The sequence below is a fragment of the Erythrobacter donghaensis genome (assembly GCF_002155425.1).
In the GTDB taxonomy this organism is placed as follows: Bacteria; Pseudomonadota; Alphaproteobacteria; order Sphingomonadales; family Sphingomonadaceae; genus Erythrobacter; species Erythrobacter donghaensis.
On sequence record NZ_MUYG01000010.1, the window covers coordinates 15,448 to 41,144 of the forward strand.

A 25,697-nucleotide genomic window follows, 5' to 3' on the forward strand; every position below is an offset into this window, starting at 1 on the left:
ATCCATCCAGTGGCGGGCTGGGTGCCGTCGGTGGAGGACCGGGGTTGCAGCCTAGGAGGCACCGCCACCCACCGGATCGAACACTGCGCTTTCGGCCCGATGGATGCTGAAACAAGTTCAGCATGACGGGGGCGGGGGGAACCCCTACTCTCTTTCCGCAAACATGCCCTTGATCATCTGTTGCAGCCCGGCGTGGAAGTGCGCCAGCACCTGCCAGTCGCCGACGCGTTCGTAGTGCGAGACCAGCGCCGTCCCATCCCAGCGGTGCAGTGCATAGGTCGGCTGTTCGGTGGTGATGAGCGCGCGATTATCGGGCACGTCCTTGTTGATCGGATTGAGATCCATCGCCACCAGCGGCGCGACCGAGGGGGTGACGCCGAGCGGTATGCCGGCAAAGCGCGTTGTGATCGGACGGTGGAGGTGCCCGCAATGGATCGCCTGAACCTGATGCTGACCCTCCAGCACGTCGCGCAGCCTGACGATCCATGGCTCGTCCGGGGCGGGATCCATCCAGTCGATCCCGGCAACCACCGGGGGGTGATGCATGAAGATCAGCGTCGGCGTGTCCGGCGCCTCGGCCAGTCGGTCGGCCAGCCACGCGGCGCGCGCTGCGCAGAAGGCCCCGCCGTGGCGGCCATCCTCGAGCGTGTCGAGACAGATGATCCTGAGGCCCAGCGGTGCCTCGACCACATAGTGCAGAAAGCCGCCCTCGGCCGGGACGACCTGCGGGAAGGCCCCCAGCAGCCCGGCGCGGCTGTCGTGATTGCCGACCAGCGGCAGGATCGGGCAAGGGCAGTCGGCCAGCAGCGCGGCGGTCTTGGCGAAGCTTTCCGCATCGCCATGATCGGTGATGTCGCCAGAAAGCACCAGCATGTCCGGGCGATTGGGCCCCTCCAGCAGCCGGGCCAGCGTGGCGCGGAAGCGGATGAGGTTCAGCTCCTCGGGCTGCTCGTCAGGGGCAAAGCCCACGTGAATGTCGGTCATCTGCGCGATCAGCACCGCGCCGCCCGAAGACACTGCGTTCATGGTCTGGCCTTTGCGAGCTTGGCCGCGGCTGACTCCGACGTCGGCGGAGGCGGGGGCGGCTTGTAGTGGGGCGGTGCGCCCTTGGCGGACCACTGTCCGGCGGGCAGGTGATAGGCGTGGCACATCGCGCAGTCGCTCGGCACGATCTTCGCGGTCTTCACCGCGCTCGCGCCGAGGTGGCAGGTGCGGCAGGACTTCAGATCGGGCATAAGCAGATCGCTCGCCGCCTTGGAGGTCTCGGCGGCGTGGCAATCGCTGCATTTCTGCTTTGTGTGCGCTTCATGGTTGAAGAAGCTGGAGGTGAGGAAGCGGTCGGGCAGGTTGACGGGGACGAGATCGGCCTGCCCCGTCGGCCCGCGGGTGGGCAGGTGGCATTCGGTGCACACCCCGCCGGGGCCGAGCGCGTTCGACAGCCCGATATAGGCGCGGACCGGACGGCCAAAGTCCGCGCGATAGGGCGAGGCGCTGCCGATCTGGCCGGGCCGCTGGCGCGCAGGGCCGGCCGCCACGCGGGGGCGCGGGCCGCTGCTGATCCGCGCCAGATCCTCGGCCAGATCCTTCACATCGCCGTGGCGCAGCTTGCTGAAGCCGCCCACCGCTGTGCGCCCCGAGACGAGGCTGTGGCACCCCTCGCACGCGTCCTCCATCTTCACCTCCCGGAACGACATGCGGTCCGGGGTGAGGACGTGGCAATCCTTGCAATCGAGGGGCTTGCCATATTGCCCGAGGCTGACCGCCATGCGCGCCGCTCCGCCGGTCCGGCTCATGTGGACATCGTGCGGGAACTTGAGGCCGCTGCGCTCGATCGGGCGGGTACCGGGGGCCGCGCGCACGGGCCCCGCCGCGCCGAAGCTGGCGTAATAGATCGGGCGCAGTTGCGGGTGGGCCTTGCCGAAATCATGCGCATTGGCGAGGTCGGTGTCGGTCAGGCGGGTATCGAGCTTCTCGTGACAATCGCCGCAAAAGGCCTCGCTGCCCGCCTGCGTGCGCACCGGGCCCTCGTGCTCGGAATGGCAGGCGACGCATCCGAGCGGGCCTTCCTTGCCGAGGCTCTCGCCAATCCGCCATTGCAGTGCATCGCCGGGGGAGAGCGGCGGGCTGCCCTTGGCGAGGCGCGGGCGCGCGGCGTGTTCGCCGATGTCCTTGTGGCAACTGACGCAGGTCTCGTCCTGCACGCTTTCGAAGGCGGCGACATGGCAGCTTTCGCAATTGTCGGCGAGGGTGTGGTGCTTCGAAGAAAGCTCCCCGCTCGACCACGCGCTGTCGAGCAGCACGGTGCCGGGGGTCTTGCCGGTGGGGTCAGGCTTGGCCGGGGTGCGCAGCAGGTGGCTCGTCACCGGGATGGCGAGCAGCAGCAGCAGGATCGCGCTGGAGAAGACCCAGCTCATCGCCCGCTTCGACGGCAGCACGCTGGCGAGCGCGAAGCCGCGCAACGCGTCGGTCTTGCCCTCCTCGGCGACGACTTGCCGGATCGTGATGCTGGTGGAGCCGTCACTCTCACGCGCCACCGCCAGACGCGCTGCGCCCAGCGCGATCTCGCCTCCGGTGCGCGGGTCGATGACGCCTTCGGTGACGACCCGCCCGTCGAGCCCGAAGCCGAGCGTGCCGAGCGCCTCTACCGAAAGCGTGCCGTCGGCGCGGGTGTCGATCCGCACATGGCGCTGCTCGACCGCGAGATCGGGCAGGTGAATGTCGTTCTCCGCCGCACGGCCGATGGTGAGGCTGGCCTGCTCCGCCACCCGGTCGCGCACGATCTCGCGCCCGGTGGCGGTGAAATCGATGGTGCGGATCAGGAATGCCATCGCCGCCTACCAGTAGTAGAACACTGAGATGACATGCGCGGTCAGCGCGGCGATCAGGGCGATGGTGAGGGGGATGTGGACGAACAGCCACACCTCCAGCAGCGCGCGGATGCGCAGCTGCCCGCGAATTTGGTCGAGCTGGGCGAGACGCTTCTCCAGAAGAGGATAAACTCGCTCCATGCCCGGTTCATCGTCTTCAAGCTCTGTCAGAGCGTAGTGGGTTCGACAGCTACCGTAAAAGTTGCCTGTGAGCCGACCGATCACGCCTAGCGAAAACGGGTCCTGATTCATTGCCGCAATCACCAAATCCGCATCCTCGCGCCCCAGCGGCTGCGCGGCGCTTTCGAGCTGGCGATCGATCGCAGTCAGCGCGTCCAGCATCTGCGCGCGGGTCATCTCCTTGCGGTTGGCGCTAAGGCTGGCGGGGAGGGTGGCGTAGACCGCCACGCCATAAATCCCCGTCGCGATCACCAGCAGCATCAGCACATAGGCGAGCGTGTGGACGTTCCAGCCGATCTGGAAGCCGGTGTGCAGCGTGCCGATCACGATCAGCGACAGGCCGAGATAGACATGGGCGCTGGTCCACGCCTTGAGGCTCCACGCACCCGGATTGATCCGCCGCTTCCTCACGCCCAGCAAGGACAGCCACAGGATCAGCAGCACACCGATGGTGCCGAGCGTATAGCCATACCACGTCCCGCCATTGGGGCGCGGCTGCTGGTCGATCATCAGATAGCCCGCAATCGCCGCGCCCGAGAGCAGCAGCGCGATCCACAGCCAGCGGAAGCTGCGGTGCTTGAGAAAACTGACATGATCGGAATCGCGCCGCTTCTCGTCCTGCGTGAACCGCCCTGTGCCCCCCGCTTTCGTCGCCATCACTCGACGTCCTCGGTCAGCTTGGTGAAGGTCAGGAACTTGTCGGGGCTGACGCGGATCGCCGCGCCGGTCGGGCAGGCGCGCACGCAGGCCGGGCCGCCGTCGATGCCGGAGCACATGTCGCACTTGATCGCCTGCTTGGCCTTGGCCGCGCCCTCCTTCTCAGCCGCCTTCTTGCGCCACGAGTAGGACGCCTCGCCAGGCCCCGGCCCCTTGCCGAACAGCATCCATTGGAGCAGGCTGGGCTTCTTGGGCGGCTTGGCGTCCATCCGGATCACGCCGTAGGGGCAGTTGCGCTGGCAATTGCCGCAGCCGATGCAGGTCTCGTCGATGAAGACCTCGCCGTCGGGCCCGCGCTTGATTGCATTGGGTGGGCAGTCGGCCATGCAATGCGGGTGCTCGCAGTGGCGGCAGGATGTGGGCACGTGGAGGTGCGCGTAGGTCTTGCCCGCCTCGCGGTCGAGCCGCGAGAGCCCGTCATGGCTGTCCGCGCAAGCCTTTTCGCAATTGTCGCAGCCGATGCACAGCTTCTCGTCGATCAGGAGCACGTCGGTCGCCTCGCCGATGCCGTTGTCGACGAGGAACTGCGCGGTCTGCGAATACATGTCGACGACGCTGGAAAAGCTGTCCTTCTGCCCTTCGATAAAGGCATTGGTGGCGCGGCGCCCGGCCATGTCCTTCATCGCGCGTTCGCGCAGCGCCGGGTTCTTTTCCAGCAGATCGAGGAAGCCTTCGCCCGGCAGGCGGATCACTTCTGCTTTGATCGCAGCCTTGACCGTCGCGGTGCGTGCGCTCCCGTCAATCACCGCCATTTCGCCGAAATAGCTCCCGGCAGGCAGGTAGGAGAGAAACACCGGGCGCTCGCCGATCTGCTTTTCGACGATCATCGACCCGCGCCGGATGATGAACACGTCCTTGTCGTCCGCGCCCTCGGTGACGACCACTTCGCCCGCGCGCTTTTCCTGAACCTGCGCGGCCTCGACCAGCGGAGCGACATCTTCGCGGGTGAGGCCCGATCCGAACATCTGCAGCAATTGCCGCTCGATCGAGATGCGCTGGATCGCCGCCTTGGCGGATGGCACCTGTGATTGCAGCTTCAACGCGGCAAGGCGCGAGATTTCGACCACGATGGTGTCTTCGGCGGCGCGGATCGTCGCGCCGCGGCGGCGGCCCGAGATGAGCCCGACCTCGCCGAAGATCGAGCCGCTTTCGATGGGGATCGTGATCGAGGGATCGGCGGGATTGACCTCCACCGCCACCGATCCGCTGGCAATGCCGAACAGCGAGGAGCCGGGCGCGTTGCGCTCGAAAATCACTTCGCCCGCGCGGAAGAACTTCGCTTCGGAATCGAGCATGAATTCGCGCATCTGCAGCGGGTTCATGCCACCCAGGATCGACACGTTCGACCGCAGGAACTCGAGCCATTCCTCGGTGCTGCGCTGGCCCGGAAGCTCGGCGAACTTCGCCGCGATGATCGGCTCGTCTGCGGGCTTCAGATCGGTGTTGCCGTTGATGAACTCGATGACGTCGTGGCCCTGGTTCATGCAGTGCTTGATCAGCGGATAGCCCGCCAGCGCGCCGATCACGAAGATGCCGGGCGCGGTGCTCTCGAACACCGGGCTGAGGCGGGGGAAGGCGCCGCGATCCTCGCTGGTGAATTCGATCCCGCACTCTTCCACGAAAGCGCGTGGCGGGGCGGAGCCGATGCGGGCGATGATGCGGTCGCAGAGGATGCGGATTTCGCCGTCGCGGGTGGTGAGGGTGATGAAGCCCGGCTCGATCGCCTTGGTCTCGCTTTCGGTGCGGACCATCAGCTTGCCCGCCTCGTGATCGGCCATCAGGGCGCTGACATTCGCCGCTTTGGCGGTCGGGAATTCGGTGCCGCGATTGAGGATCGAGACGGTGTTGCGCTGCGCCGGGTCTTCGGCGAGGCCGCGCGCGTTCTCGATCCCTGCGTCCCCGGTGCCGACGATGACGATATGCTCGTCGACATATTCGGTGGGATCGTCGAGCTGATACTGCACATGCGGCAGGTCGGCGCCGGGGCAGCGCATCCGGTTGGGATTGCCCTGCGTGCCGATGGCGAGGATGACGTTTTCGGCCATCACCACCTCGCCATTGGTCAGCTCGATTGCATAGGGCGGGGCGTGGCGCTGCACTTCCTTGACGCTCTTGGTGCCATCGCGCGCGCGGGTTACGATCTGCTGCATCGAGCCGGGGATCGGATCGCCCGTGCCGCGGATCGCCTTGGCCTCGGCCATGTATTTGACGTTGACCTTGTGGCCCGCGATCTGCTCGTCCCACGTCCCGAGGATCGCCTCGCGCTTGCCCGCGTCGAAGTCGATGTCGCTGCGAAGCACCAGATTGCTGGGCGTCGCCATGACATGCTTGCCCTTCTGGTACTTGTAGATCGTGTCGGAGAGGTGATCGGTCTTTTCGAGCAGCACATGGCTCAGCCCCAGCGCGGCGGCGCGTGCTGCGGCGCTGAGCCCGGCAGGCCCTGATCCGATAATGGCGACCTTGAACGTCTCGCCCACCGATCCTCCCCCCCCTCGGACAGATCGTTTTCCCGGTCTCCACCATACGCAAATCGGGGGCCGATGCCAGAGCGAATTGCCCCCCGCGCGGGGGCCTGCTAGCCCCTCGGCCATGGGACACGGGGAACAGGCGCCTGCGGGCGGAGCATCGAAGGCGGGCTGGGTGCTGCTGGGGGCGGCGCTGCTGCTGGCGGCAGGCTCGATCGGTTACAATGTCTACGAAGGGTCGCGCGGGGCCGCGCCGGCGGCAGAGGCTGCTGGCGGCGCGCCCGATATGGACGCGCTGCGCGCCGCGGCCGAGGCTTCGACGGATGATGCCGGGCCGTGGGCCGATCTCGCCTTTGCCCACTTCAACGCAGGGCAATTCGACGAGGCCGCCGCCGCCTATCGCCGCGCGCTGGCCATCGCGCCCGAGGATGCGGTGCTGTGGTCGGCACTGGGCGAAACGCTGGTGCTGGCGAGCAAACGCGATCCGCTGCCCGCCGATGCGCTTGCCGCTTTCGAAAAAGCCATCGCGCTCGATCCGCAAGATCCGCGCGCGCGCTATTTCCTCGCGGCCAAGAAGGACCTCGACAAGGATCACGAAGGCGCGATTGCCGCATGGCTCGATCTGCTCGCCGACAGCCCGCAAGGCGCGCCGTGGGAGGCCGATCTGGTGCGCACCATCGAGCAGGTCGGGCAGATGAACGACATCGCCGTGACGGAGCGCATCGCCAAGGCACAGGCCAGCCGCAAGCCCGCCCTGCTAGCGCCGGGATCGGGCAGCGTCGCGGGCGAGGCGGCCTCACCCGACGTGCGCGGGCCGAGCGCGGCCGAGGTCGCCGCGGCGGGCAGCATGAAGCCCAGCGAACAGCGCCAGATGGCCGAAGGCATGGTGGCTCAGCTTGAGGCGCGGCTTCAGAAGGAGCCGAAAAACCTCGATGGCTGGGTTATGCTGATGCGCAGCCGCATGACGCTGGGCGAACCGGCCAAGGCCAAGGCCGCGCTGGAAGCGGCGGTCAAGGCCAACCCGGCGGCAGCGGAAGAGCTGCGCGCGCAGGCAAAGGCGCTGGGCATCACCTGACGGCGCGCGTCAGGCAGCGATCACTTGCGGCTTTTGCGCGCGGCGTAGCGCGCATCGCGCGCGGCCTTCTGCTCGGCTTCGGTGCGCTTGGGCTGTTCTGCCTTGAGCTTGTCAGCCTTGGCCTGCGCCCTCTTTTCGTCAGCGAGGCGTTGCTTTTCTTCGCGGGCTTCGCGCGCCTTGGCGGATTTGGCTGCCGCGATGGCGTCGCGCTCCACCTGCCGTGCGGCGCGCTCGGCGAGCTCGGCGGCGTCGGGCTGCGGCTTGGCTTTCAGCTTCGCAAGCGCCTTTTCCTTGGCCTGCATCGCCGATGCGGCCCTGTCCTCGAAGCTGGGTGCCTTGTAACCCTTCATGCGTAACCTTTCATTCAATGCGTGCCCCGCGCTGCTTCGAGGCAGCGCGGGCTTGGTGGTCTGTGAATTTGCGCTCAGCTTTGCCGGGCTGCGGCAAGATGCGCCGCGCTCCATGCGCAGGATGCCGCAGCGCCCAATCCGATCTGGAAAGCGCTGATCCGGCTCGCAATGTCGGATGCCTCGGCAAACTGGCGCTTGCGCTGGCCTGGGCTTTCGGCGCCCGCAGCCCGCATCAACGCCGATTGGTGCGCGGCGTATTCGTGGTTGATATCCATCTGAGGACCTTCTGTTGGGGGCCGATGCCCCGCTGTTTCGTGCTGGTGCCCGATCAATCGACCATCGCCGCCACCATCCCGCGCAGATCGCGGACGGAGAGGAAGGCGTAGGGTTCTTGCGGCAAGGTGTATTGGCGATGCTGCGGCAGTTTTGCGCGGATCGTCTGGGCGCGGTCAAAAATGGCGCCGGTCGTAATGAAGTTCATGTAGTCTCTGCAAATAAGTATAGAACGCAGCGGGACAATCCCGCTGCGGAGCCATGCTGCGTGAAAAGGAAATTGTGGCCGCCAAGGGGCGAATTCATGGCTGCGTGGCGATAACGCCGCGCTCAGGAACGCCGGAGGCGCCGATCAAATTCCGTCGCAAGCGACGTGAAGCAATGTTCAATTAGCGCATTATTCAAAAATTTCAAGTTAATTCGCCCCAGCGCTTCATCCCTTGCGGTTCTGGCGCACCAGTTCGGCAAGGCGGATGCTGGTTCCCGCGAGCCCCTTGCGAGCGTGATCCGCGCCCACTGAAAGCGCAGTCGCGGTCGCTTCGGCGAACAGCCGCCCGCCGACCGAAATGACCGTCGGATGTTCCGAGACCACCATGCGGCTGTGCTCGATGGTGGAGCGCAGCTGGTCGATGGTGTGCTGGCGTGGCATCGCGTCGGACAGGCCGATATCCACCGCATCGGGATGCTGCGCATTCAGCTGGTTGGTCAGCGCCTCCTCGCTTTCGGGGAAGGCCATGTCGACCTGCCAGCCCGCCGCCAGAAACTGGTCGGCCAGCAGCGCAGTGCCCAGCATGTGCTTCTCGCCCGGCGCGGTCGCCAGCAGGATGCGGTAACGGCTGTTGCGGATCGATTGCGAGCAGGGGCTGTAACGCACCGCATGCCCCGCCAGTTGCAGCATGCTGAGGCCGATGGTGAGGTCGAGCTCGCTGCAATCGTCATTGAGCCAGGCATCCCCCAGCGCGCGCGCCGCGGGCTCGATCAGCAGCGACAGGATCGCAGCGCTCGTCCACCCCTGTTCGGCAAAGCCTGCGATCATCGTGTTGATCGCCAGATCATCGGTATTGAGCGCCAGTTCGACGAGGCGCGAGAGATGTTCGGCCACGGCGGGCGGGACAGGTGAGGGCCTGGCGGCCTCGCGCGGCATGTCGCCGCTGCGGCCATCGAGCAGCAAGTCCCAGTCCGAAAACAGCCGGGCGGCGGTCATGTGCTCGCTCAGCACTTCGATATGCTGGTGGCGTCCATCGCGTTCGATCGAGGACCACAGCTGGGCCACGGCCTTGGGCGGGCCTTCGAGAGTCTGGAGGAAGCAGCCGTCTTCGAACAGCAGCATCCCGGTCACATCAAGGCTGCGGTTGCGCGCCCGCGCCTGGCTGGCGAGCACATCGAGATCGCTCGCACGCGGGGCGGCGGTGGCGATGCTCTTGTAGGTAAGGCAGGTGACCCATTCTGCCGAGTCGTGCGACTCCTGCGTGTCCTGCACCAGCATGTCTCTCTCTCCCAAGGGATGAGGACAAGCGGAAATCAAGGCGCAGCGGTGCTATGCCAAGCAGTCCGGCAGACGATCCCCATCCGCCCCAAATCTGTTCGCCCAGCGCTGTCCCCAAAACGGCGACGCCAGCCTGTGCACACAGCTTCTGCCCCTAAGCGGCCAGCGTCAAGCGGGAATCCGTGGACTGGCCGAATCCGGGCCGCTTGATCACACCACGCCGAAGGCCAGCATCGCGTCGGCGACCTTCTTGAAGCCCGCGATATTCGCGCCCTTCACATAGTCGATATAGCCGCCATCCTGCTTGCCATATTCCTCGCAGCGCTTGTGAATGCCGGCCATGATGTCCTTGAGCATCTGCTGCAATTCCTCCTCCTTCCACGAGCGGCGTTCGGAGTTCTGGCTCATCTCGAGGCCCGAGACAGCGACGCCCCCGGCGTTCGAGGCCTTGCCCGGCGCGTAGAGGAGTTTCGCTTCCTTGAAGATATGCACACCTTCAAGGTCGGTCGGCATGTTTGCGCCCTCGCTCACCGCGATGCAGCCATTGTCGACGAGCTTCTTCGCATCATCGCCCAGCAATTCGTTCTGCGTCGCGCAGGGCAGGGCGACATCGCATTCGACGCCCCACGGGGTCTTGCCTTCGTGGAAGGTCGCCTTGGGGAAAGCCTCGACATATTCCTCGATCCGCCCGCGGCGATAGGTCTTGTGCTTCTTGACCCAGTCGATCTTCTCCTGATCGATGCCGTCGGGGTCGTGGATAAAGCCGCCGCTGTCCGACAGGGTCAGCACCTTGCCGCCCATCTGCACGATTTTCTCGGCGGCATGGGTGGCGACATTGCCGCTGCCCGAGATCACCGCGGTCTTGCCTTCGAGGTCCTGATCCCTGGTCGCCAGCATGTTGGCGAGGAAATAGACCGCGCCATAGCCGGTTGCCTCGGTGCGGATCAGGCTGCCGCCCCATTCAAGCCCCTTGCCGGTCAGCACCCCGTTCCAGTGGTTGGTGATGCGCTTGTACTGGCCGAACATGTAGCCGATCTCGCGGCCGCCGACGCCGATGTCGCCTGCGGGCACATCGACATCGGGGCCGATGTGGCGGTACAGCTCGATCATGAAGGACTGGCAGAAGCGCATGATCTCGCGCACGCTCTTGCCCTTGGGGTTGAAGTTCGACCCGCCTTTGCCGCCGCCCATCGGCAGGCCGGTGAGCGCGTTCTTGAAGGTCTGTTCGAACGCGAGGAACTTCAGCACGCTTTCGTTGACCGAGGAATGGAACCGGATGCCGCCCTTGTAGGGGCCGATCGCGTTGTTGTTCTGCACCCGCCAGCCGCGCTGAACGCGGACATTGCCGTTGTCGTCTTCCCAGCAGACGCGGAAAGATACCACCCGGTCAGGCTCTGCGATGCGGCGCAGGATCTGGGCGGAGTGGTATTCCTCCTTGTCCTCGATGAAGTCGAAGATGTCCTCGGCCACTTCCTGCACGGCCTGCACGAATTCGGGCTGATGCGGATTGCGCTTCTTCACGCCCTCCATGAAGCCGTTCAAGTCGACGTGATCGGTCACTGCCATGATTGTTCTCCCCCTCCGCCAGCCTTATCCGCAAGGCTGGCCGGATGCTTGGCGTTTTGCGGCAGACTATCGGGACAAAGCGCAATTCCTGCAAGCAGCGGGTGGGTGGATCAGATTGCCGAGCTGAACTGGCGCGGGGCCGCAGCGCGGTAGGCGTCGAACACCGCAGCGATGCCGCGCGCATAGGGCAATCCGCCGGGCAGGATGGCGAGGCGCTCGCCGCTAAGTCCGGCGAGGCCGGCGGCGATGAAGGGGGCGATCCGATCCTCGGCCTCGGCCAGCAGGTCGGGCGCTAGGCGGGCCTCGCCATGGCACAGCAGCGCCTCGATCACCGCGCCGCGCGCCAGATCATCGGGCGAGCGGGCGATGCCGTGGTTGGCGCTCAGCCGCCCCTCGGCGGAAAGCTGGCGATAGCGGCCGGTGTGCTTCTCGTTTTGCGCGATAAGACCGGGAAAGCCGCTGATCGCGCTTGCGCCCATGCCGATCAGCACTTCGGCGGGATCGTCGGTGAAGCCCTGGAAATTGCGCCGCAACCGCCCTTCGCGGGTGGCGCGCGCCATGGGATCGTGCGGCAAGGCGAAGTGATCGAAGCCGATCGCGTCATAGCCTTTCGCCGTCAGCCGGGCATGGGCCTCCGCCGCCATGGAAAAGCGCGCTTCGGCGCCCGGCAGCGCAGCCTCGGGGATCATCGTCTGGCGCGGCACCAGATGCGGGACATGGGCATAGCCGAACACCGCCACCCGGTCCGCACCGAGCGTCGCGGTCATCTCGAGACTGTCGGCGAGGTCGACCATGGTCTGGTGCGGCAGGCCATACATCAGATCGAAATTGAGCGAGGTCACCCCGGCGCTGCGCAGCCAGTCGACGCTGCGGCAGATCATCGCGGTGGGCTGTTCGCGCCCGATCGCCTTCTGGCAGTGCGGCGCGAAGGTCTGCACCCCCATGCTCGCGCGGGTGACGCCGATGCTGCCGAGCACCCGGCTCCATTCGGCGGTGAGGCTGCGCGGGTCGAGCTCGATCGACCATTCGGGCGCGTGGAGCGGGAAGTGGGCGTGGAGCGCATCGACCAGGGCGAGGAAGTCACCCGTCTCGATGGCATTGGGGCTGCCCCCGCCAAAGGCGATGCGCCGCACAAGGGCACCGGCGGGCAGCAGGCTGGCAACGGTCGCCAGCTCCTGATGCAGCGCGGCGAGATAGCTCTCCACCCGCGCGCGCTTGCCCGATTTGCCGGTGTTGCAGCCGCAATAGAAGCAGATCTGCTCGCAGAAGGGGATGTGGAGATAAAGCGAGATATCGCCCGTCGCCCCGGCGATCGCCTGCTCGATGGTGCCTTCGGCCAGCGGGCCGAAATCGGCGGCGGTGGGGTAGCTGGTGTAACGCGGCACCGGCTTGGCGAGGAGGTTGGGGTGATAGGTCCACATGAGGCGCTTAGAGAGCCTCGGGTGCCGCCCGTCTTTGCGCCAGATCAATTCGTCCGTTTCGGACGCGAAGGATCGGACTTTTCGCGGCAGGTTCCGGCATGGCAGGCCTTGGGATGACAAGGCGCATCCTCGGGCGGGCTGCCGTCGCCGAGCGGAATCGTGATCGTGCCGCCATTGCACAGCCGCGCGGTGATCGTCCGCGCCTCGGCGGGGAGCGGGCCCACCAGCACTGGCACCAGCGCAGCGAGCGCAAGAAGTAGGGCGCGGTTCATGCCTCGTCCTCCTCGTCGATCAGAATGCGGTGCGCTGCGCCGTCCATGTCGTCATACTGGCCGTCCTTCATCGACCAGAAGAACGCCGCCAGCCCGAGCAGGCCCATGCCCAGCGCGATGGGGATGAGGATCGCAAGGCCGGTCATGGGTTCGCACTCCGCGCGAGCCGCAGCGAATTGGCGACCACCACCAGCGAACTCACCGACATGGCGACGGCGGCCACCAGCGGCGTGACGAGCCCTAACAGCGCCAGCGGCACAGCGAGCAGGTTGTAGAGGATCGAAAAGCCGAAATTCTCGCGCACGATCCGCATCGTGCGGCGGGCGACGCGCACTGCGAGCGCGACCGGCATCAACCCCTCGCCGATGAACACCGCGTCGGCGGCCTGCTGGCTGGCGTCGGACGCAGTGCCCGGCGCGATCGAGGCGTGGGCGGCGGCCAGCGCAGGGCCATCGTTCAGGCCATCGCCCACCATCAGCGGGCGGCGACCTTGCGCCTTCAGCGCTTCCAGCATCGCGAGTTTGGCCTGCGGGCTGGCCTCGGCCTGCGCTGTAAGCCCCAGCGCCTGCGCCACTGCCGCGACCGGCGCGGCGCGGTCGCCGGAGAGGATGCTGGCCGCGATCCCCTCCTGTGCGAGCACGGCAAGCGTCGCGGCGGCATCGGCGCGCAGGGGGTCAGCGAAGGTGATGGTCTGGCGGGCGTCCCCGATCCGCAGGGTGGTGGCGAGCGCCGCGCTTGCCTCTGCGGGCCGCTCCAGCGCCACCTCGACCCCCTGCCAGCGCCCGGTCAGCCCCGCGCCGCTCACCTCGCGAAGGTCATCGATGGCGGCCGGCGTCACCCCCCCACGCAGCAGCGCGGCGGCAAGGCCCCGGCTCAGCGGATGGCGGCTGGTCTGGGCGAGGCCGAGCGCGACGGCGCGTGCCTCCGGGTCGAGCCCGCTCACATCGGCGCGCGGTTCGCCGAGGGTCAGTGTGCCCGTCTTGTCGAACAGCGCGACATCGCATTCGGCGAGGCGTTCCAGCGCGCTGCCGTCCTTCACCAGCAGGCCCCGGCGCAGCAGCGCGCCGCTCGCCACCACCTGCGCGGCGGGCACCGCGAGGCCCATCGCGCAGGGGCAGGTGATGATCAGCACGGCAATCGCGATGGTAAGCGAAGTATGCCACCCCGCGCCCGCGATCATCCATCCGGCAAAGGCGATCAGCGCCAGCGTGTGCACCACCGGGGCATAAAGGCGGCTCGCGCGGTCGGCGATGCGGACATAGTGGCTGCGCGATTGCCCCGCCTCGTCCATCAGCCGGGCGATTTCGGCGAGGGCCGTGTCCTCGGCCACACGGGTGAGGCGCACCCGGATCGGGGCCGACAGGTTGATCGCCCCAGCGTGCACGACCGCCCCCGGCCCGACCGGTTCGGGCGCGCTTTCGCCGGTGAGCATGGCATTGTCGAGCGCGCTCGTGCCCTCCACCACCTCGCCATCGGCGGCGAGCGCCTCTCCGGCCGCGACCAGCACCATCATGCCGGGGTCGAGGTCTCTTGCTGCCACCCGGCGCGTGGAGCCATCGGGCGCAATCACGCTGGCGCTCTTGCCCATCCGCCCGAGCAGCGCGCCGATCCCGGCGCGTGTGCGGGTGCGCATCTCGGCATCCAGCGCGCGTCCGGCGAGCAGGAAGAACAGCAGCATCACGGCAGAATCGAAAAAGGCGTGCGCGCCGCCGGTGATGGTCTCGTAGAGGCTGAGGCCCGTCGCCAGCAGCACGCCGATACTGATCGGCACATCCATGTTGGTGCGCCGGTGCTTGAGCGCCATCCATGCACTGGCGAAGAAGGGCCGGCCCGCATAGGCGATCACCGGCAGCGCGATCAGCGCCGACAGCCAGTGGAACAGCTCGCGCGTTGCCCCGTCCGCGCCCGACCAGACGCTGACCGAGAGCAGCATGACATTCATCATGCCGAAGCCCGCCACGCCGAGCGCGCGATTGAGGGTTTTGCGTTCCTTGCTGTCGTCACCCAGCGAATTATCCGCGACCGGCTGCGCCTCGAAGCCGAGGTTCAGCAGCGCGGCGGTCAGCGCGTCCTCGCCCAGCGCGGGATCGTGACGGATCGCGACGCGCTTGGCCGAAAAGTTCGCCCGCGCGGCGGCGATGCCGGGCAGCTTGGGCAATTCACGCTCGATCTTGCCGATGCACCCGGCGCATTTCATGCCGGGCACGGTCAGCCGGGTGGTAGCGAGCGGGCGTTCCGCTTCGACGGCAACAGGGGCGTTCACCGGAGTTCGGCCTCCCCGGCCCATTCCTGCGCGCCTGCGCGGATCGCGATGTGCAGCTGCCAGCGGCCCGGTGCGATCGCTTGGGTCGAGAGCCAACGGCCTTGACCTTCCGGCAGGAAACTGAGCGCAGCGGCCTCGCGCGCGCCGAGCGGGCGCTCGGCTGCGGCGGTGATGGCGGCGGCCTCGGGCACCGCGATGGTCTCGACCACCACGCGCCCATCCGCGCGGCGATGCGGCACGGCCTGCCAGCCCAGCGCCTTCGAGGCCTCGGCCTTGGCGATCCAGCCGTTGTAGCTCTGGCTGGCGACATAGGAATTGTCGACCACCGTGCCGTGAAATCCGCCCACCGCGTTGTAGGCCATGAACAGGTTAACCGCGATCACCACGGCGAACCCGCCGACGAAGATGGCGGCCATGTGCCTGCCGGTGAAGGTGCTGGATTGGCTCGACATCATGGGTTCCCCGGCATGGCGAAGGTGGTTTCGGTGACATCCTGCTCGCGCTGTTCGTCGAGACTGGTGAGGCGGAAGGCGAAGGCGTTGGCGGTGACGCCGTCCGGCAGCAGGACATAGACGCGCAGCACCTCGGTCGCGTTGGCGGGCACGGTAACGACCTGCACGCGCGCGGCGTTTTCCATGCTCACGCTCTCGGTCCACATCACCGCGCCTTGCGGCAACCCTTCGAGCGCGATTTCCATTGCGCGGGGGCGGGCTTCCATGTTGCGCAGGCGCAGCGTGTAGGCGTTCCTGACCGAGCCGTCCTTCAGCAGCATGAAGGGCGGGTTGCGATCGGGTGAGACGGTGAGGTCGGTGTGGGTGCGGGTGCCGAGCGCGAAGAGCAGCCCTGCGCCCAGCCCGGCCCAGACGGTGAAATAGATCAAGGTGCGCGGGCGCAGCAGGGCTTTCCATGCCGGGGTCGGGGGCGCACCTGCAGCCTCGGCCTTGCACTGGTCGAGCGTGGCATAATCGATCAGCCCGCGCGGGCGGCCGACCTCTGCCATGACCTTGTCGCAGGCGTCGATGCACAGGCCGCAGGTGATGCAGCCGATCTGCTGGCCTTCGCGGATGTCGACCCCGGTGGGGCACACCGCGACGCACATGTTGCAGTCGATGCAGTCGCCATAGGCATCTGGGTTCTTCGCCGCCTTCTTGAGGCTGCCGCGCTGTTCGCCGCGCCAGTCCTTGTAGGTGACGATCAGGCTCTTTTCATCGAGCATCGCGGTCTGGATGCGCGGCCAGGGGCACATGTAGATGCACACCTGTTCGCGCATGAACCCGCCGAGCCAGAAGGTGGTGCCGGTGAGGATCGCGACCGTGGCATAGGCGACCGGCGCGGCGTTGCCGGTCCAGAAGTCGCGGGTGAGCGTGGGGGCGTCGGCGAAATACATGATCCACGCGCCGCCGGTCCAGAAGGCGATTGCGAGATAGACCGCCCATTTGGCGCTGCGCCGCGCGATCTTGGACGCAGTCCACGGGGCCTTGTCCAAGCGGATGCGCGCGTTGCGGTCACCGTCGAAGAAGCGGTCGACGTGCTGGAACAGGTCGGTCCACACTGTCTGCGGGCAGGCATAGCCACACCACGCGCGGCCCACGGCTGAGGTGACGAGGAACAACCCGATCCCCGCCATGATCAGCATCCCGGCGACAAAGTAGAACTCGTGCGGCCAGATCTCGATATCGAACATGTAGAAGCGGCGGTTGGCGAGATCGATCAGCACCGCCTGATCGGGCGCATAGGGCCCGCGATCCCAGCGGATCCATGGGGTGACATAGTAGATGCCCAGCGTCACGAGCATCACCAGCCACTTGAAGCGGCGGAAGGGCCCGTCGATCCGCTTGTTGTGGACCGTCTTGCCTTTCTCGTAGAGCGCGCTGCCCATGAAGCCCGCTTCGGGCTCGGGGGCGGGTTCTGGGGCGGCATGCCCGAGCGCCTTGCCCCAGTCGCGCGCGCCGGAATCGGCGGGTGCGACGGGCGGGGCGGGGCGCTCGATCTCGTCCATGTCAGCCACCGGTGTTGGCCTTGGCTGCGGCGGCGACATCGCTCGCCGGATCGGCAGCGGGGGCGGGCGCGGGCTGCTGCCCGCCGCCGCGCGAGTGGACGTAAGCGGCGAGCATCTTGATCGTCACCGGATCAAGCCTGCCCTGCCATGCGGGCATGACCCCGTGGCGGGGCGCAAGGATCTGCGCCTTCACCGCCGCCTCGGTGTCGCCGAACAGCCAGATCGCATCGCCCAGCGCAGGCGCGCCCATCGCCGAGGCACCTTCGCCGCCGGTGCCGTGGCAGGCAGCGCAATTGTCGGCGAAGAGCTGCGCGCCCGCCGCGCTCGAGCGGCCCTTGCCGCTCAGCGACAGGACATGGCCCGCCAGCGCGTCGACCTGCGCAGGCTCGAACATGCCCTGAAACGCCGGCATGTAGTTCGCCCGTGTGGCCTCGGCCCCTTCCCAGCGGATGCCGTGGGTCATGGTGTATTCGATGTCGGTCAGCGTGCCGCCCCAGATCCAGTCGTCGTCGTTGAGATTGGGATATCCGGGCGATCCCGCCGCGCCCGCGCCGTGGCATTGCACGCAGTTGACCTTGAACGCCGCCGCGCCCCCGGCAATCGCAGCCTGCATCAGTTCGGGATCGGCGGGGAGCTTTTCGATATCGGTCGCGGCGATCCGTTCGACAACGCTCTGGCGGGCCATGTCGGCGGCGGTCATCTCATTGGCGAGATCGCCCCGGCTCGACCAGCCGAGCGTGCCCCTTGTGGCGCTCTCAACCATCGGCCAGGCGGGGTAGAGCACCACATAGACCGCTGCGAACAGGATCGTGGCATAGAAGGTGTAGAGCCACCAGCGCGGCAGGGGGGTGTTGAGCTCCTCGATCCCGTCCCATTCATGGCCGACGGTCTCGGTGCCGGTGGGCTCGTCAATTCGCTTATTCGCCATCGGTCTGGTCCTTGAAGATCGAGTGCTTGGCGGCGGCCACATGGGGCTTCGCGCCGGGGCGGAAGTGCCACAGGCACAGGGTCAGATAGAGCGCAGTGATCACCGCCAGCCCGTAGGAGTCGGCGAAGTGGCGCAGGGTTTCGTAAGCGGTCATCGGCCCTCACCCCCCTTGGTGAGCACTTCCTGCGCGGCAGCGCTGTTCACATCGACCAGCGTGCCGAGCATCTGGAGATAGGCGACCAGCGCATCCATCTCGGTCACGCGGGCGGGATCGCCGTCGAAGTCGCGGATCTGCGCCTTGGGATAGCGCTCCGCCAGATCGCCCGCGTCGGCTTCTGGATCGGCCTGCGCCATCAGATCGGCCTCGGCCTGAGTGATGTCAGTGTCGGAATAGGGCACGCCCACGCGGCGCAGCGCGGTCAGGTTCCCGGCCACATCCGCCACCTTCAGCGGCGTTTCGGCCAGAAAGCTGTATTTCGGCATGATGCTTTCAGGCACCACCGAGCGCGGCGACTTCAGGTGCTGTACGTGCCACGCATCCGAATAGCGCCCGCCGACGCGCGCGAGGTCAGGCCCGGTGCGCTTGCTGCCCCATTGGAAGGGGTGATCATACATGCTTTCCGCCGCGAGGCTGTAGTGGCCATAGCGTTCGACTTCGTCCCGGAAGGGCCGGATCATCTGGCTGTGGCAGGTGTAGCAGCCTTCGCGGATGTAGATGTCGCGCCCGGCCTGCTCGAGCGGGGTGTAGGGCCTCATGCCCTCGACCTTCTCGATCGTGTTGTCGATCCAGAACAGCGGCGCGATCTCGACGATCCCGCCCACCGCCACCACCGCAAGGGTGGCGGCAGCCAGCAGGGTGACGTTCTTCTCGAGTTTCTTGTGGCTCTCGAAGACGCCAGAAGGCATGGGGGATTGGGGTGCATTCTTGCTCATGGCTGTGGTTCCCTGATGAGCGCTTATTCGGCGGGTTCGGGGGCGAGCGGACGGGCGAGCGGCCGGTCATTTGCGGCATCGTGCGCGGTGTCGCCCATCGCGGCTTCGGCGCGCTGGTGACCGGCGATGGTCATCCAGATATTGTAGGCCATGATCACCGCCCCGCTGAGATACATCAGCCCGCCGACAGCGCGCAGAATGTACATCGGGTGGAGCGCCGCGACCGTGTCGACGAAGCTGTTCACCAGGTAGCCGTCGGCACCATACTCACGCCACATCAGGCCCTGCGTGATCCCGGCGACCCACATCGAGGAGGCGTAGAAAACGATCCCCAGCGTCGCGAGCCAGAAGTGCCAGTTGATCATCCGCAGGCTGTAGAGCCGCTCCTTCTGCCACAGGCGCGGCACGAGGTAGTAGACACAGGCGAAGGTGATCATCCCGTTCCACCCCAGCGCGCCCGAGTGCACGTGGCCGATCGTCCAGTCGGTGTAGTGCGACAGCGAGTTCACCGCCTTGATGCTCATCAGCGGGCCTTCGAAGGTGCTCATCCCGTAGAAGGCGAGGCTGAGCACCATCATGCGGATGATCGGATCGGTGCGGACCTTGTCCCACGCGCCGTTGAGCGTCATCAGCCCGTTGATCATCCCGCCCCAGCTGGGCATCCACAGCATCACCGAGAAGACCATGCCCAGCGTCTGCGCCCAGTCGGGCAGGGCGGTGTAGTGGAGGTGGTGCGGGCCGGCCCAGATGTAGAGGAAGATCAGCGACCAGAAGTGGATGATCGACAGGCGGTAGGAATAGACCGGCCGCCCGGCCTGCTTGGGCACGAAGTAATACATCATCGCGAGGAAGCCCGCGGTGAGGAAGAAGCCCACGGCGTTGTGGCCATACCACCACTGGGTCAGCGCATCCTGCACGCCTGCGAAGGCGGAATAGCTCTTGGCCCCCAGCAGGCTCACCGGCATGGCGAGATTGTTGACCACGTGCAGCATCGCGATGGTGACGATGAAGGCGAGGTAGAACCAGTTGGCGACATAGATGTGCGGTTCGTGCCGCCGCAGGATCGTGCCGACGAACACGGCGAGATAGGCGAGCCACACCACCGTCAGCCACAGGTCGACATACCATTCGGGCTCGGCATATTCCTTGCCCTGGCTGATGCCGAGCAGGTAGCCGGTCGCGGCGAGCACGATGAACAGCTGGTAGCCCCAGAACACGAAGCGCGCCATGCCGGGAAAGGCCAGCGTGGTGCGGCAGGTGCGCTGGACGACGTAGAAGCTCGTCGCCAGCAGCGCGTTGCCCCCGAAGGCGAAGATCACCGCGCTGGTGTGCAGCGGACGCACCCGGCCGAAGTTCAGATAGGGCTCGAGGTTCAACTCGGGAAAGGCCAGCTGCGCGGCGATGAACACGCCCGCGAGCAGCCCGGCGAGGCCCCAGAACATCGTCGCGATCACGCCCCAGCGGATCACGTCATCGTCATAGCGGCTCGGCCCGGGAGGCATTTTGAAGATGCTTTGGGCCTTCGCCAGCGGATCATAGCTGGTCGCCGTAGCGATGATCAGGATTACCGCGACCAGCGCCACGATCCCCATGTGGATGGCAAATCCGCTGTCCGGCGTCAGCGCGATAGCGGCAATGCTGGCGAGCAGGACAAGCGCCCAGACCCCCAGCCGTCTTACGACTGCTTCCATGTTGAATTATCCCTTCCGTCCACCCGCTCGCTAGCGGGCCTCGGCTTTGCAGTTGTTGATCCAGATCAAATTTGTTCAGTTTTCGGATGGAATGCTGCGCTCCCCGGGCCGTCCGGCGATCCGGGCGAGCGCTGAAACGTCGGACAGGCACACGCGCGAGCGGCCCTCGGTGGCCAGCAGCCCGGCCTCGCGCAGCTCGGTCAGCTGGCGGCTGACGGTCTCGATCGTGAGGCCGAGCGAATCGCCGATGTCGCGGCGGCTCATCGGCAGCGAGAAGGCGCAGGGTCCGGTGGAGCAATCCGCCAGCCGCTCGGCCATCGAGACGAGGAAATCGGCGATCCGCGCGGCGGCGGACTTGTGCCCCATCTGCATCATCCGCGTGCGGCTGCGATGGAGCGCCTGAAGCGAGCGCGTCAGCACAGTTCGCAGCACCGCCGGATCGTTCTGCGCGATGTCGAGAAAGCGGTCCGCCGGGAACACCACCAGATCGCAATCGGTGAGCGCCACCAGCCGGAAATCCCCGTCAGACTGGCGCAGCACCGAAATCACATCGCCGCCGAAATGGAAGGCCAGCACCTGCCGCGGCGGCCCGCCCGCACCCGGCTGGGCAGCAAGCTTGGCCGAGCCCTTCGCGAGGAACACCAGCCGATCCTCGTAAGGATCGGGCGGCAGAGCTTCGCCCTTGGCCAGATGCAGGCAATAGCCGACCTCGCACAGGCGATCGGCGGTCAGCGCCCCGCCCGTTCCCGGCGGCAGCGCTGCGCGGAACGCTTCCATGCATTGCTGTCCGAAAGAGGTGCTGATGCTTGCCATGATGAAAGCGCTTTGGGCGTGGGGAGCGCCAAGGTCTTTGATCCTGATCAATGAGGCAGCCGGAGCCTGCGGGCTATCGGGCGGTCACAGGCAGCAACAACCCTGGGCCGCACGCGGCGGCCACTGCTGCCGATCAAGGACGGGAAAAATGAAGACTCTTGTGATGTTGAGCGGCGCGGCCCTGGCGCTGCTGGCTACGCCTGCGATGGCGCAGGAAGGGACCCGCGCGGGCGATGTTCAGGTGAAGCTGCTCGGCACCTATGTGGCGCCCGATGGCAAGATCACCGACATCAATGTGAACCTGCCGGGCCTGCCCGCGACCACCCAGACCAAGGCCAACGACAATGTCGTGCCGACGCTGGCGGTCGAATATTTCGTCACCAACAATGTCTCGATCGAGACGATTGCCGGGGTTACGCAGCATGATGTCGATGCCACCGCCGGGCTACCCGCTGGGGCCGAGCTGGTGTCCGACGCGCTGCTGCTGCCCGCGACGGTCACGGCGAAGTATCACTTCGACCTCGGCGGCGTGAAGCCCTATGTCGGCGCGGGCGCGGCCTATTTCATCTGGCTCAAGGACGATCCGGGCGCGGCGACCCTGCCGCTGGGGGTGACCGAGACCGACCTCTCGGACGAATTCGGCCTTGCACTGCAAGCCGGGTTCGATGTCCCACTGAACGATAAGGGCTTCGGCCTCAGCGTCGATGTGAAGCGCTATTTCATCGACACCACCGCACGCTGGTTCGTCGGCAACACGCTGGCGATCGAAACCGAGCACAAGCTTGATCCGTGGGTGATCAGCGCCGGGGTCAGCTATCGGTTCTGACCATTTCCTGCTGAAGAATGACAAAATGGCAATGTTTCACGTGAAACATTGCCATTTTGGTTAAATGGGTTCGGGTCAGAAATTGTACTGCGTCGACACCTGCACCCGCTGGAGATTGCCGCTGCGCCCATCTTCCAGCGTCCGCTCCGCATACATCAGCTCCAGCCCGACATTGAGCGGCCCGACCGGAGTCCAGATCAGGTTGACGAAGGCGTTCCAGCTTTCATCGGTGACCTGATTGGTGGTGAGCCGCACGGGGTTGTCGGCCTTGAACCAGGCCCCTGCAAGGTTCGAACGCAGATTCGGCGCCCAGACATGGCGATAGGCGGCGAACCCCGAATAGGTGAAGATCGGATCGAGCGTCCCGTCGGGCCGGATCGCGGCATCGTTGACGATGTTGATCCCGATATAGCGCCCCAGCCCGTCGCCGGCGGTGGCCATGAAGCGCAGATCATCGCGCGGGCCGACCTTGAGCTTGCCCGACAGGCTCATGCCATAGCCCCATGCGGCATCGTCCACGCCCATCAGATCGTCGGTCGAAACGTGCAACTGCCGCACGATCCCCGCCGCCGAAATCTGCCCCCAGTCGCCGCTCCAGTTGTAACGCCCGACGATGTCCGGGATCTGGTCGTCGCCGGGCGTGACCATCCCGCCGCTCGGGGTCGTCACCACGGTCTCGGGCTGCTCGACCGCGATCTGGAGCCCGCCCTTGGTATAACGGATCAGCGGCTGGCGATCGAACACCGTGCCCGGTGTCACTCCGATGAAGTCGAGCGAATCCGGCAGCGCGCCGACATTCTGGAAGGTCGACCAGCCTTGGCCGAAGGTCCAGTTGTCGTAATTGATCAGCGCCTGCCGGATACGTGGCACGAAGCTGTTCGACACTCGCTCGTTGCCGCCCTCGGTGACGTTGAAATCGAGCTCGATCAGCCCGCTCAGCTTGTGATCCGTGCCGACATTGGTTTCGGTCTTGAACAGGAACCGCGTCTGGCGGGCCGAGAAATCGGTGTCGAACCCGCTCGGTGCCCCGCCCACGGGAATGGCGGAGGGGAAGAGGAAATCGCGCAGGATCGAATTGCCCGGCAACTGCCCGCCGCTGGTGCGCTGGCTGGTCGCATCGAGCTTCACATAGCCGCCATAGGTGACGCGGGTTTTGCCCATTCTGAAGCCTTCGCCCGTAGGGATCGCGAAATCGACGAGCTTTTCCGACATCTCGGCCTGCCGGGTCGCGAGGGTGCGGGTGGTTTCCTGCGTGGCGTCAGCCTCGGCGCGCAGGGCCTGCTGCTCGGCGCGGATCGCGGCCAGCGCCTCGGCCTGCTGCTGCGCTTCGCCCTGATCGGCGTCGAGCCGGGCAATCAGCCCTTCTACCAGCCGCTCCAGCCGGTCGAGCCGCGCATCGACGCTCTGTTCCTGCGCCAGCACCGGCGCGGCGGTGAGCATGCTCGCGGCGAGCAGCGCGGTGCGCAGCGCGCGGGCCGTCCCTGTGTGAATCATGTGACCCTCCCATCCTCTCTTATCCCTGCCGAGATTGCGCCTGAGCCTGCCCAAGCGACAGCTAGCGGATGGTCGTAAGACCTTTGTCTGAGGGTGCAGGGCTGGTAGCCTGATGTACAACGGGGTCAGAAAAGGGAGAGTCGAGATGATCCATGCCGTCGAGCGGCCCAAGGCCCACACCCCCACGCATTGCACGCCTGCGCAGTACGACGCGATGTATCGCGCTTCGGTGGAGACGCCCGATGCCTTCTGGCTGGAGCAGGCGCAGCGGCTCGACTGGACCCGCGCGCCCACCATCGGCGGTGACTGGGCCTATGATCCGGTCGCGATCAAGTGGTTCGAGGACGGCCAGCTCAACCTGTGCCACAATGCGGTCGACCGGCATCTGGCGACCCATGCGGACACCACGGCGCTGATCTTCGAGCCCGACGATCCCAGCACCCCCTCGCGCAAGCTCACCTATGGCGAACTCCACAAGGAAGTGGTGCGGATGGCCAATGCGCTGAAGGCGCTGGGCGTGGCGCGGGGCGACCGGGTGACGCTCTATCTGCCGATGATCCTTGAAGGCGTGGTCGCGATGCTCGCCTGCGCAAGGCTGGGCGCGGTGCATTCGGTGGTGTTCGGCGGCTTCTCGCCCGAGGCGCTGGCGGGCCGGATCGAGGACTGCGGCAGCCGCTTCGTCGTCACCGCCGACGAAGGCCTGCGCGGGGGCAAGCGGGTGCCCTTGAAGGCCAATGTCGATGCGGCGCTGAAACTCGCGGCCCACGCGACCGACGTCGCGGGCGTGCTGGTCATCCCCCACACCGGCGGCGACATTACCATGCAGGAGGGCCGCGACCACTGGCTGGCCGACCTCGCCAGCGACGCGGATTGCCCCTGCGCGGTGATGGACGCGGAAGACCCGCTGTTCATCCTCTACACCAGCGGCTCGACCGGAAAGCCCAAGGGCGTGCTCCACACCACCGGCGGGTACGGCGTGTGGACCGCGACGACCTTCCATTACATCTTCGATTACCAGCCGGGCGAGGTGTTCTGGTGCACCGCCGATATCGGCTGGGTGACGGGGCACAGCTATGTCGTCTACGGGCCGTTGTTCAACGCGGCCACCGCCGTGGTGTTCGAAGGCGTGCCCAATTACCCCGATCACGGGCGCTTCTGGGACCTGGTCGACAAGCATCAGGTCAACATCATCTACACCGCCCCCACCGCGATCCGCGCACTGATGCGGGAGGGCGACCATCATGTGACGAGCCGCTCGCGCGCATCCCTGCGCCTGCTGGGAAGCGTCGGCGAGCCGATCAATCCCGAGGCGTGGCGCTGGTATTTCGATGTCGTCGGCGAGGGCCGCTGCCCGATCATCGACACCTGGTGGCAGACCGAAACCGGCGGCTGCATGATCACCACGCTGCCCGGCGCGCACGACATGAAGCCGGGGAGCGCAGGCCTCCCCTTCTTCGGCATCCGCCCGCAGCTGGTCGACAACGAGGGCCAGGTGCTGGAGGGCGCTGCCGAGGGCAACCTTTGCATCACGCACTCCTGGCCCGGGCAGGCGCGCACCGTTTACGGCGATCACGAGCGCTTCGTGCAGACCTATTTCAGCACCTACGCTGGCAAATACTTCACCGGTGACGGCTGCAAGCGCGACGCGGACGGTTACTACTGGATCACGGGCCGGGTGGATGATGTCATCAACGTCTCGGGCCACCGGATGGGCACGGCCGAGGTCGAGAGCGCGCTGGTGCTCCACCCCAAGGTCGCCGAGGCCGCCGTGGTCGGCTATCCGCACGACATCAAGGGGCAGGGTATCTATTGCTACGTTACCCTGAACGCGGGCGAGGAGGGCTCTAACGCGCTGCTCGCCGAATTAAAGGCCCATGTGCGCAAGGAAATCGGCCCCATCGCCACGCCCGATGTGATCCACTTCACCGATGGCCTGCCCAAGACCCGCTCGGGCAAGATCATGCGCCGCATCCTGCGCAAGATCGCCGAGAACGACTTCGGCTCGCTCGGCGACACCTCGACGCTGGCTGACCCCTCGCTGGTCGAGCGGCTGATTGAAGGGCGGCAAAACCGTTAGG

General features: G+C 66.5%; 25 protein-coding genes. 4 read left to right on the forward strand and 21 right to left on the reverse strand.

Annotated elements, in window-relative coordinates:
- Positions 1-144: 144 nt before the first annotated feature.
- The 4 genes from BZF59_RS08570 to BZF59_RS08585 are packed head-to-tail and all read right to left on the reverse strand — an operon-like array spanning position 145 to position 6,241.
- Entirely contained in the window at positions 145-1,026 is an 882-nt protein-coding gene (locus tag BZF59_RS08570; RefSeq protein WP_086607856.1) for a phosphodiesterase, read from the reverse strand.
- The gene (locus BZF59_RS08575; protein WP_086607857.1) at positions 1,023-2,828 is read right to left on the reverse strand and encodes a cytochrome c3 family protein; all 1,806 of its coding nucleotides are present in this window, start codon (positions 2,826-2,828) and stop codon (positions 1,023-1,025) included. Before BZF59_RS08575 ends, BZF59_RS08570 begins: the two co-directional genes overlap by 4 nt.
- Before the next feature lie 6 nt (positions 2,829-2,834).
- On the reverse strand, positions 2,835-3,704 hold the full coding sequence (locus BZF59_RS08580; RefSeq protein ID WP_086607858.1) for a hypothetical protein: 870 nt from the start codon (positions 3,702-3,704) through the stop codon (positions 2,835-2,837).
- Positions 3,704-6,241, reverse strand: a complete 2,538-nt coding sequence (locus BZF59_RS08585; RefSeq protein ID WP_086607859.1) for a cyclic nucleotide-binding domain-containing protein — start codon at positions 6,239-6,241, stop codon at positions 3,704-3,706. Before BZF59_RS08585 ends, BZF59_RS08580 begins: the two co-directional genes overlap by 1 nt.
- Before the next feature lie 112 nt (positions 6,242-6,353).
- Between BZF59_RS08585 and BZF59_RS08590 the strand changes: the two genes are divergently transcribed.
- Positions 6,354-7,304, forward strand: a complete 951-nt coding sequence (locus BZF59_RS08590) for a tetratricopeptide repeat protein (RefSeq protein WP_086607860.1) — start codon at positions 6,354-6,356, stop codon at positions 7,302-7,304.
- A gap of 20 nt (positions 7,305-7,324) precedes the next feature.
- On the opposite strand, the gene BZF59_RS08595 is transcribed toward BZF59_RS08590, so the two are convergent.
- From BZF59_RS08595 to BZF59_RS16235, 3 genes are read right to left on the reverse strand one after another with little or no spacing between them, the layout of a single operon-like run.
- Entirely contained in the window at positions 7,325-7,768 is a 444-nt protein-coding gene (locus BZF59_RS08595) for a DUF6481 family protein (RefSeq protein WP_245806080.1), read from the reverse strand.
- Complete coding sequence (locus BZF59_RS08600; protein WP_086607862.1) at positions 7,729-7,929, reverse strand: hypothetical protein; 201 nt, start codon at positions 7,927-7,929, stop codon at positions 7,729-7,731. The genes BZF59_RS08595 and BZF59_RS08600 overlap by 40 nt, the downstream gene beginning before the upstream one ends.
- Positions 7,930-7,982: 53 nt before the next feature.
- Positions 7,983-8,135, reverse strand: coding sequence for a hypothetical protein (locus BZF59_RS16235; RefSeq protein WP_158094293.1), 153 nt, complete (start codon positions 8,133-8,135; stop codon positions 7,983-7,985).
- Positions 8,136-8,188: 53 nt separating this feature from the next.
- On the opposite strand from BZF59_RS16235, the gene BZF59_RS16485 reads away from it, so the two are divergent.
- Positions 8,189-8,320, forward strand: a complete 132-nt coding sequence (locus BZF59_RS16485) for a hypothetical protein (RefSeq protein ID WP_281251646.1) — start codon at positions 8,189-8,191, stop codon at positions 8,318-8,320.
- Positions 8,321-8,360: 40 nt separating this feature from the next.
- On the opposite strand, the gene BZF59_RS08605 is transcribed toward BZF59_RS16485, so the two are convergent.
- The 13 genes from BZF59_RS08605 to BZF59_RS08665 form a co-directional block, all read right to left on the reverse strand.
- Positions 8,361-9,413, reverse strand: a complete 1,053-nt coding sequence (locus tag BZF59_RS08605; RefSeq protein WP_086607863.1) for a BLUF domain-containing protein — start codon at positions 9,411-9,413, stop codon at positions 8,361-8,363.
- Positions 9,414-9,623: 210 nt separating this feature from the next.
- Positions 9,624-10,979 carry an NADP-specific glutamate dehydrogenase gene (gdhA, locus tag BZF59_RS08610; RefSeq protein ID WP_086607864.1) on the reverse strand — a complete coding sequence of 452 codons (1,356 nt, stop codon included), beginning with the start codon at positions 10,977-10,979 and terminating at the stop codon, positions 9,624-9,626.
- A gap of 110 nt (positions 10,980-11,089) precedes the next feature.
- Entirely contained in the window at positions 11,090-12,400 is a 1,311-nt protein-coding gene (gene hemN, locus BZF59_RS08615) for an oxygen-independent coproporphyrinogen III oxidase (RefSeq protein WP_086607865.1), read from the reverse strand.
- Between the two features lie 44 nt (positions 12,401-12,444).
- Positions 12,445-12,672 carry a hypothetical protein gene (locus BZF59_RS08620; RefSeq protein WP_086607866.1) on the reverse strand — a complete coding sequence of 76 codons (228 nt, stop codon included), beginning with the start codon at positions 12,670-12,672 and terminating at the stop codon, positions 12,445-12,447.
- Complete coding sequence (gene ccoS, locus BZF59_RS08625) at positions 12,669-12,818, reverse strand: cbb3-type cytochrome oxidase assembly protein CcoS (protein WP_086607867.1); 150 nt, start codon at positions 12,816-12,818, stop codon at positions 12,669-12,671. Before ccoS ends, BZF59_RS08620 begins: the two co-directional genes overlap by 4 nt.
- The gene (locus BZF59_RS08630; RefSeq protein ID WP_086607868.1) at positions 12,815-14,959 is read right to left on the reverse strand and encodes a heavy metal translocating P-type ATPase; all 2,145 of its coding nucleotides are present in this window, start codon (positions 14,957-14,959) and stop codon (positions 12,815-12,817) included. Before BZF59_RS08630 ends, ccoS begins: the two co-directional genes overlap by 4 nt.
- Positions 14,932-15,390: a FixH family protein gene (locus BZF59_RS08635; protein ID WP_245806082.1), complete on the reverse strand. Its 459-nt coding sequence runs from the start codon at positions 15,388-15,390 to the stop codon at positions 14,932-14,934. The genes BZF59_RS08630 and BZF59_RS08635 overlap by 28 nt, the downstream gene beginning before the upstream one ends.
- Positions 15,387-16,814, reverse strand: coding sequence for a cytochrome c oxidase accessory protein CcoG (gene ccoG / locus BZF59_RS08640; RefSeq protein WP_086608390.1), 1,428 nt, complete (start codon positions 16,812-16,814; stop codon positions 15,387-15,389). The genes BZF59_RS08635 and ccoG overlap by 4 nt, the downstream gene beginning before the upstream one ends.
- A gap of 121 nt (positions 16,815-16,935) precedes the next feature.
- Positions 16,936-17,862, reverse strand: a complete 927-nt coding sequence (ccoP, locus tag BZF59_RS08645) for a cytochrome-c oxidase, cbb3-type subunit III (RefSeq protein WP_086607869.1) — start codon at positions 17,860-17,862, stop codon at positions 16,936-16,938.
- Positions 17,852-18,016, reverse strand: a complete 165-nt coding sequence (locus BZF59_RS08650; protein WP_086607870.1) for a cbb3-type cytochrome c oxidase subunit 3 — start codon at positions 18,014-18,016, stop codon at positions 17,852-17,854. Before BZF59_RS08650 ends, ccoP begins: the two co-directional genes overlap by 11 nt.
- Positions 18,013-18,795, reverse strand: a complete 783-nt coding sequence (ccoO, locus tag BZF59_RS08655; protein WP_245806083.1) for a cytochrome-c oxidase, cbb3-type subunit II — start codon at positions 18,793-18,795, stop codon at positions 18,013-18,015. The genes BZF59_RS08650 and ccoO overlap by 4 nt, the downstream gene beginning before the upstream one ends.
- Positions 18,796-18,818: 23 nt before the next feature.
- Entirely contained in the window at positions 18,819-20,486 is a 1,668-nt protein-coding gene (gene ccoN / locus BZF59_RS08660; RefSeq protein WP_086607872.1) for a cytochrome-c oxidase, cbb3-type subunit I, read from the reverse strand.
- Between the two features lie 75 nt (positions 20,487-20,561).
- Positions 20,562-21,299, reverse strand: a complete 738-nt coding sequence (locus BZF59_RS08665) for a Crp/Fnr family transcriptional regulator (RefSeq protein WP_086607873.1) — start codon at positions 21,297-21,299, stop codon at positions 20,562-20,564.
- A gap of 148 nt (positions 21,300-21,447) precedes the next feature.
- Here BZF59_RS08665 and BZF59_RS08670 point away from each other — a divergent pair, with 148 nt between their 5' ends.
- Positions 21,448-22,125: an OmpW/AlkL family protein gene (locus BZF59_RS08670; protein ID WP_245806084.1), complete on the forward strand. Its 678-nt coding sequence runs from the start codon at positions 21,448-21,450 to the stop codon at positions 22,123-22,125.
- 75 nt (positions 22,126-22,200) lie between these two features.
- Here BZF59_RS08670 and BZF59_RS08675 read toward each other — a convergent pair whose 3' ends face one another.
- Positions 22,201-23,619: a DcaP family trimeric outer membrane transporter gene (locus tag BZF59_RS08675; protein ID WP_245806085.1), complete on the reverse strand. Its 1,419-nt coding sequence runs from the start codon at positions 23,617-23,619 to the stop codon at positions 22,201-22,203.
- Positions 23,620-23,764: 145 nt separating this feature from the next.
- Between BZF59_RS08675 and acs the strand changes: the two genes are divergently transcribed.
- The gene (gene acs / locus BZF59_RS08680; protein WP_086607874.1) at positions 23,765-25,696 is read left to right on the forward strand and encodes an acetate--CoA ligase; all 1,932 of its coding nucleotides are present in this window, start codon (positions 23,765-23,767) and stop codon (positions 25,694-25,696) included.
- The last annotated feature ends 1 nt before the right edge of the window (position 25,697 follow it).

What these genes read in the sequence shown, in the direction of transcription:
- BZF59_RS08570 (WP_086607856.1), bottom strand. Translation starts at nt 1,026, where the DNA reads ATGAACGCAGTGTCTTCGGGCGGCGCGGTGCTGATCGCGCAGATGACC.
- BZF59_RS08575 (WP_086607857.1), bottom strand. Translation starts at nt 2,828, where the DNA reads ATGGCATTCCTGATCCGCACCATCGATTTCACCGCCACCGGGCGCGAG.
- BZF59_RS08580 (WP_086607858.1), bottom strand. Translation starts at nt 3,704, where the DNA reads ATGGCGACGAAAGCGGGGGGCACAGGGCGGTTCACGCAGGACGAGAAG.
- BZF59_RS08590 (WP_086607860.1), top strand. Translation starts at nt 6,354, where the DNA reads ATGGGACACGGGGAACAGGCGCCTGCGGGCGGAGCATCGAAGGCGGGC.
- BZF59_RS08595 (WP_245806080.1), bottom strand. Translation starts at nt 7,768, where the DNA reads ATGGAGCGCGGCGCATCTTGCCGCAGCCCGGCAAAGCTGAGCGCAAAT.
- BZF59_RS08600 (WP_086607862.1), bottom strand. Translation starts at nt 7,929, where the DNA reads ATGGATATCAACCACGAATACGCCGCGCACCAATCGGCGTTGATGCGG.
- BZF59_RS16235 (WP_158094293.1), bottom strand. Translation starts at nt 8,135, where the DNA reads ATGAACTTCATTACGACCGGCGCCATTTTTGACCGCGCCCAGACGATC.
- BZF59_RS16485 (WP_281251646.1), top strand. Translation starts at nt 8,189, where the DNA reads ATGCTGCGTGAAAAGGAAATTGTGGCCGCCAAGGGGCGAATTCATGGC.
- BZF59_RS08605 (WP_086607863.1), bottom strand. Translation starts at nt 9,413, where the DNA reads ATGCTGGTGCAGGACACGCAGGAGTCGCACGACTCGGCAGAATGGGTC.
- gdhA (WP_086607864.1), bottom strand. Translation starts at nt 10,979, where the DNA reads ATGGCAGTGACCGATCACGTCGACTTGAACGGCTTCATGGAGGGCGTG.
- hemN (WP_086607865.1), bottom strand. Translation starts at nt 12,400, where the DNA reads ATGTGGACCTATCACCCCAACCTCCTCGCCAAGCCGGTGCCGCGTTAC.
- BZF59_RS08620 (WP_086607866.1), bottom strand. Translation starts at nt 12,672, where the DNA reads ATGAACCGCGCCCTACTTCTTGCGCTCGCTGCGCTGGTGCCAGTGCTG.
- ccoS (WP_086607867.1), bottom strand. Translation starts at nt 12,818, where the DNA reads ATGACCGGCCTTGCGATCCTCATCCCCATCGCGCTGGGCATGGGCCTG.
- BZF59_RS08630 (WP_086607868.1), bottom strand. Translation starts at nt 14,959, where the DNA reads ATGGGCCGGGGAGGCCGAACTCCGGTGAACGCCCCTGTTGCCGTCGAA.
- BZF59_RS08635 (WP_245806082.1), bottom strand. Translation starts at nt 15,390, where the DNA reads ATGATGTCGAGCCAATCCAGCACCTTCACCGGCAGGCACATGGCCGCC.
- ccoG (WP_086608390.1), bottom strand. Translation starts at nt 16,814, where the DNA reads ATGGGCAGCGCGCTCTACGAGAAAGGCAAGACGGTCCACAACAAGCGG.
- ccoP (WP_086607869.1), bottom strand. Translation starts at nt 17,862, where the DNA reads ATGGCGAATAAGCGAATTGACGAGCCCACCGGCACCGAGACCGTCGGC.
- BZF59_RS08650 (WP_086607870.1), bottom strand. Translation starts at nt 18,016, where the DNA reads ATGACCGCTTACGAAACCCTGCGCCACTTCGCCGACTCCTACGGGCTG.
- ccoO (WP_245806083.1), bottom strand. Translation starts at nt 18,795, where the DNA reads ATGAGCAAGAATGCACCCCAATCCCCCATGCCTTCTGGCGTCTTCGAG.
- ccoN (WP_086607872.1), bottom strand. Translation starts at nt 20,486, where the DNA reads ATGGAAGCAGTCGTAAGACGGCTGGGGGTCTGGGCGCTTGTCCTGCTC.
- BZF59_RS08665 (WP_086607873.1), bottom strand. Translation starts at nt 21,299, where the DNA reads ATGGCAAGCATCAGCACCTCTTTCGGACAGCAATGCATGGAAGCGTTC.
- BZF59_RS08670 (WP_245806084.1), top strand. Translation starts at nt 21,448, where the DNA reads ATGAAGACTCTTGTGATGTTGAGCGGCGCGGCCCTGGCGCTGCTGGCT.
- BZF59_RS08675 (WP_245806085.1), bottom strand. Translation starts at nt 23,619, where the DNA reads ATGATTCACACAGGGACGGCCCGCGCGCTGCGCACCGCGCTGCTCGCC.
- acs (WP_086607874.1), top strand. Translation starts at nt 23,765, where the DNA reads ATGATCCATGCCGTCGAGCGGCCCAAGGCCCACACCCCCACGCATTGC.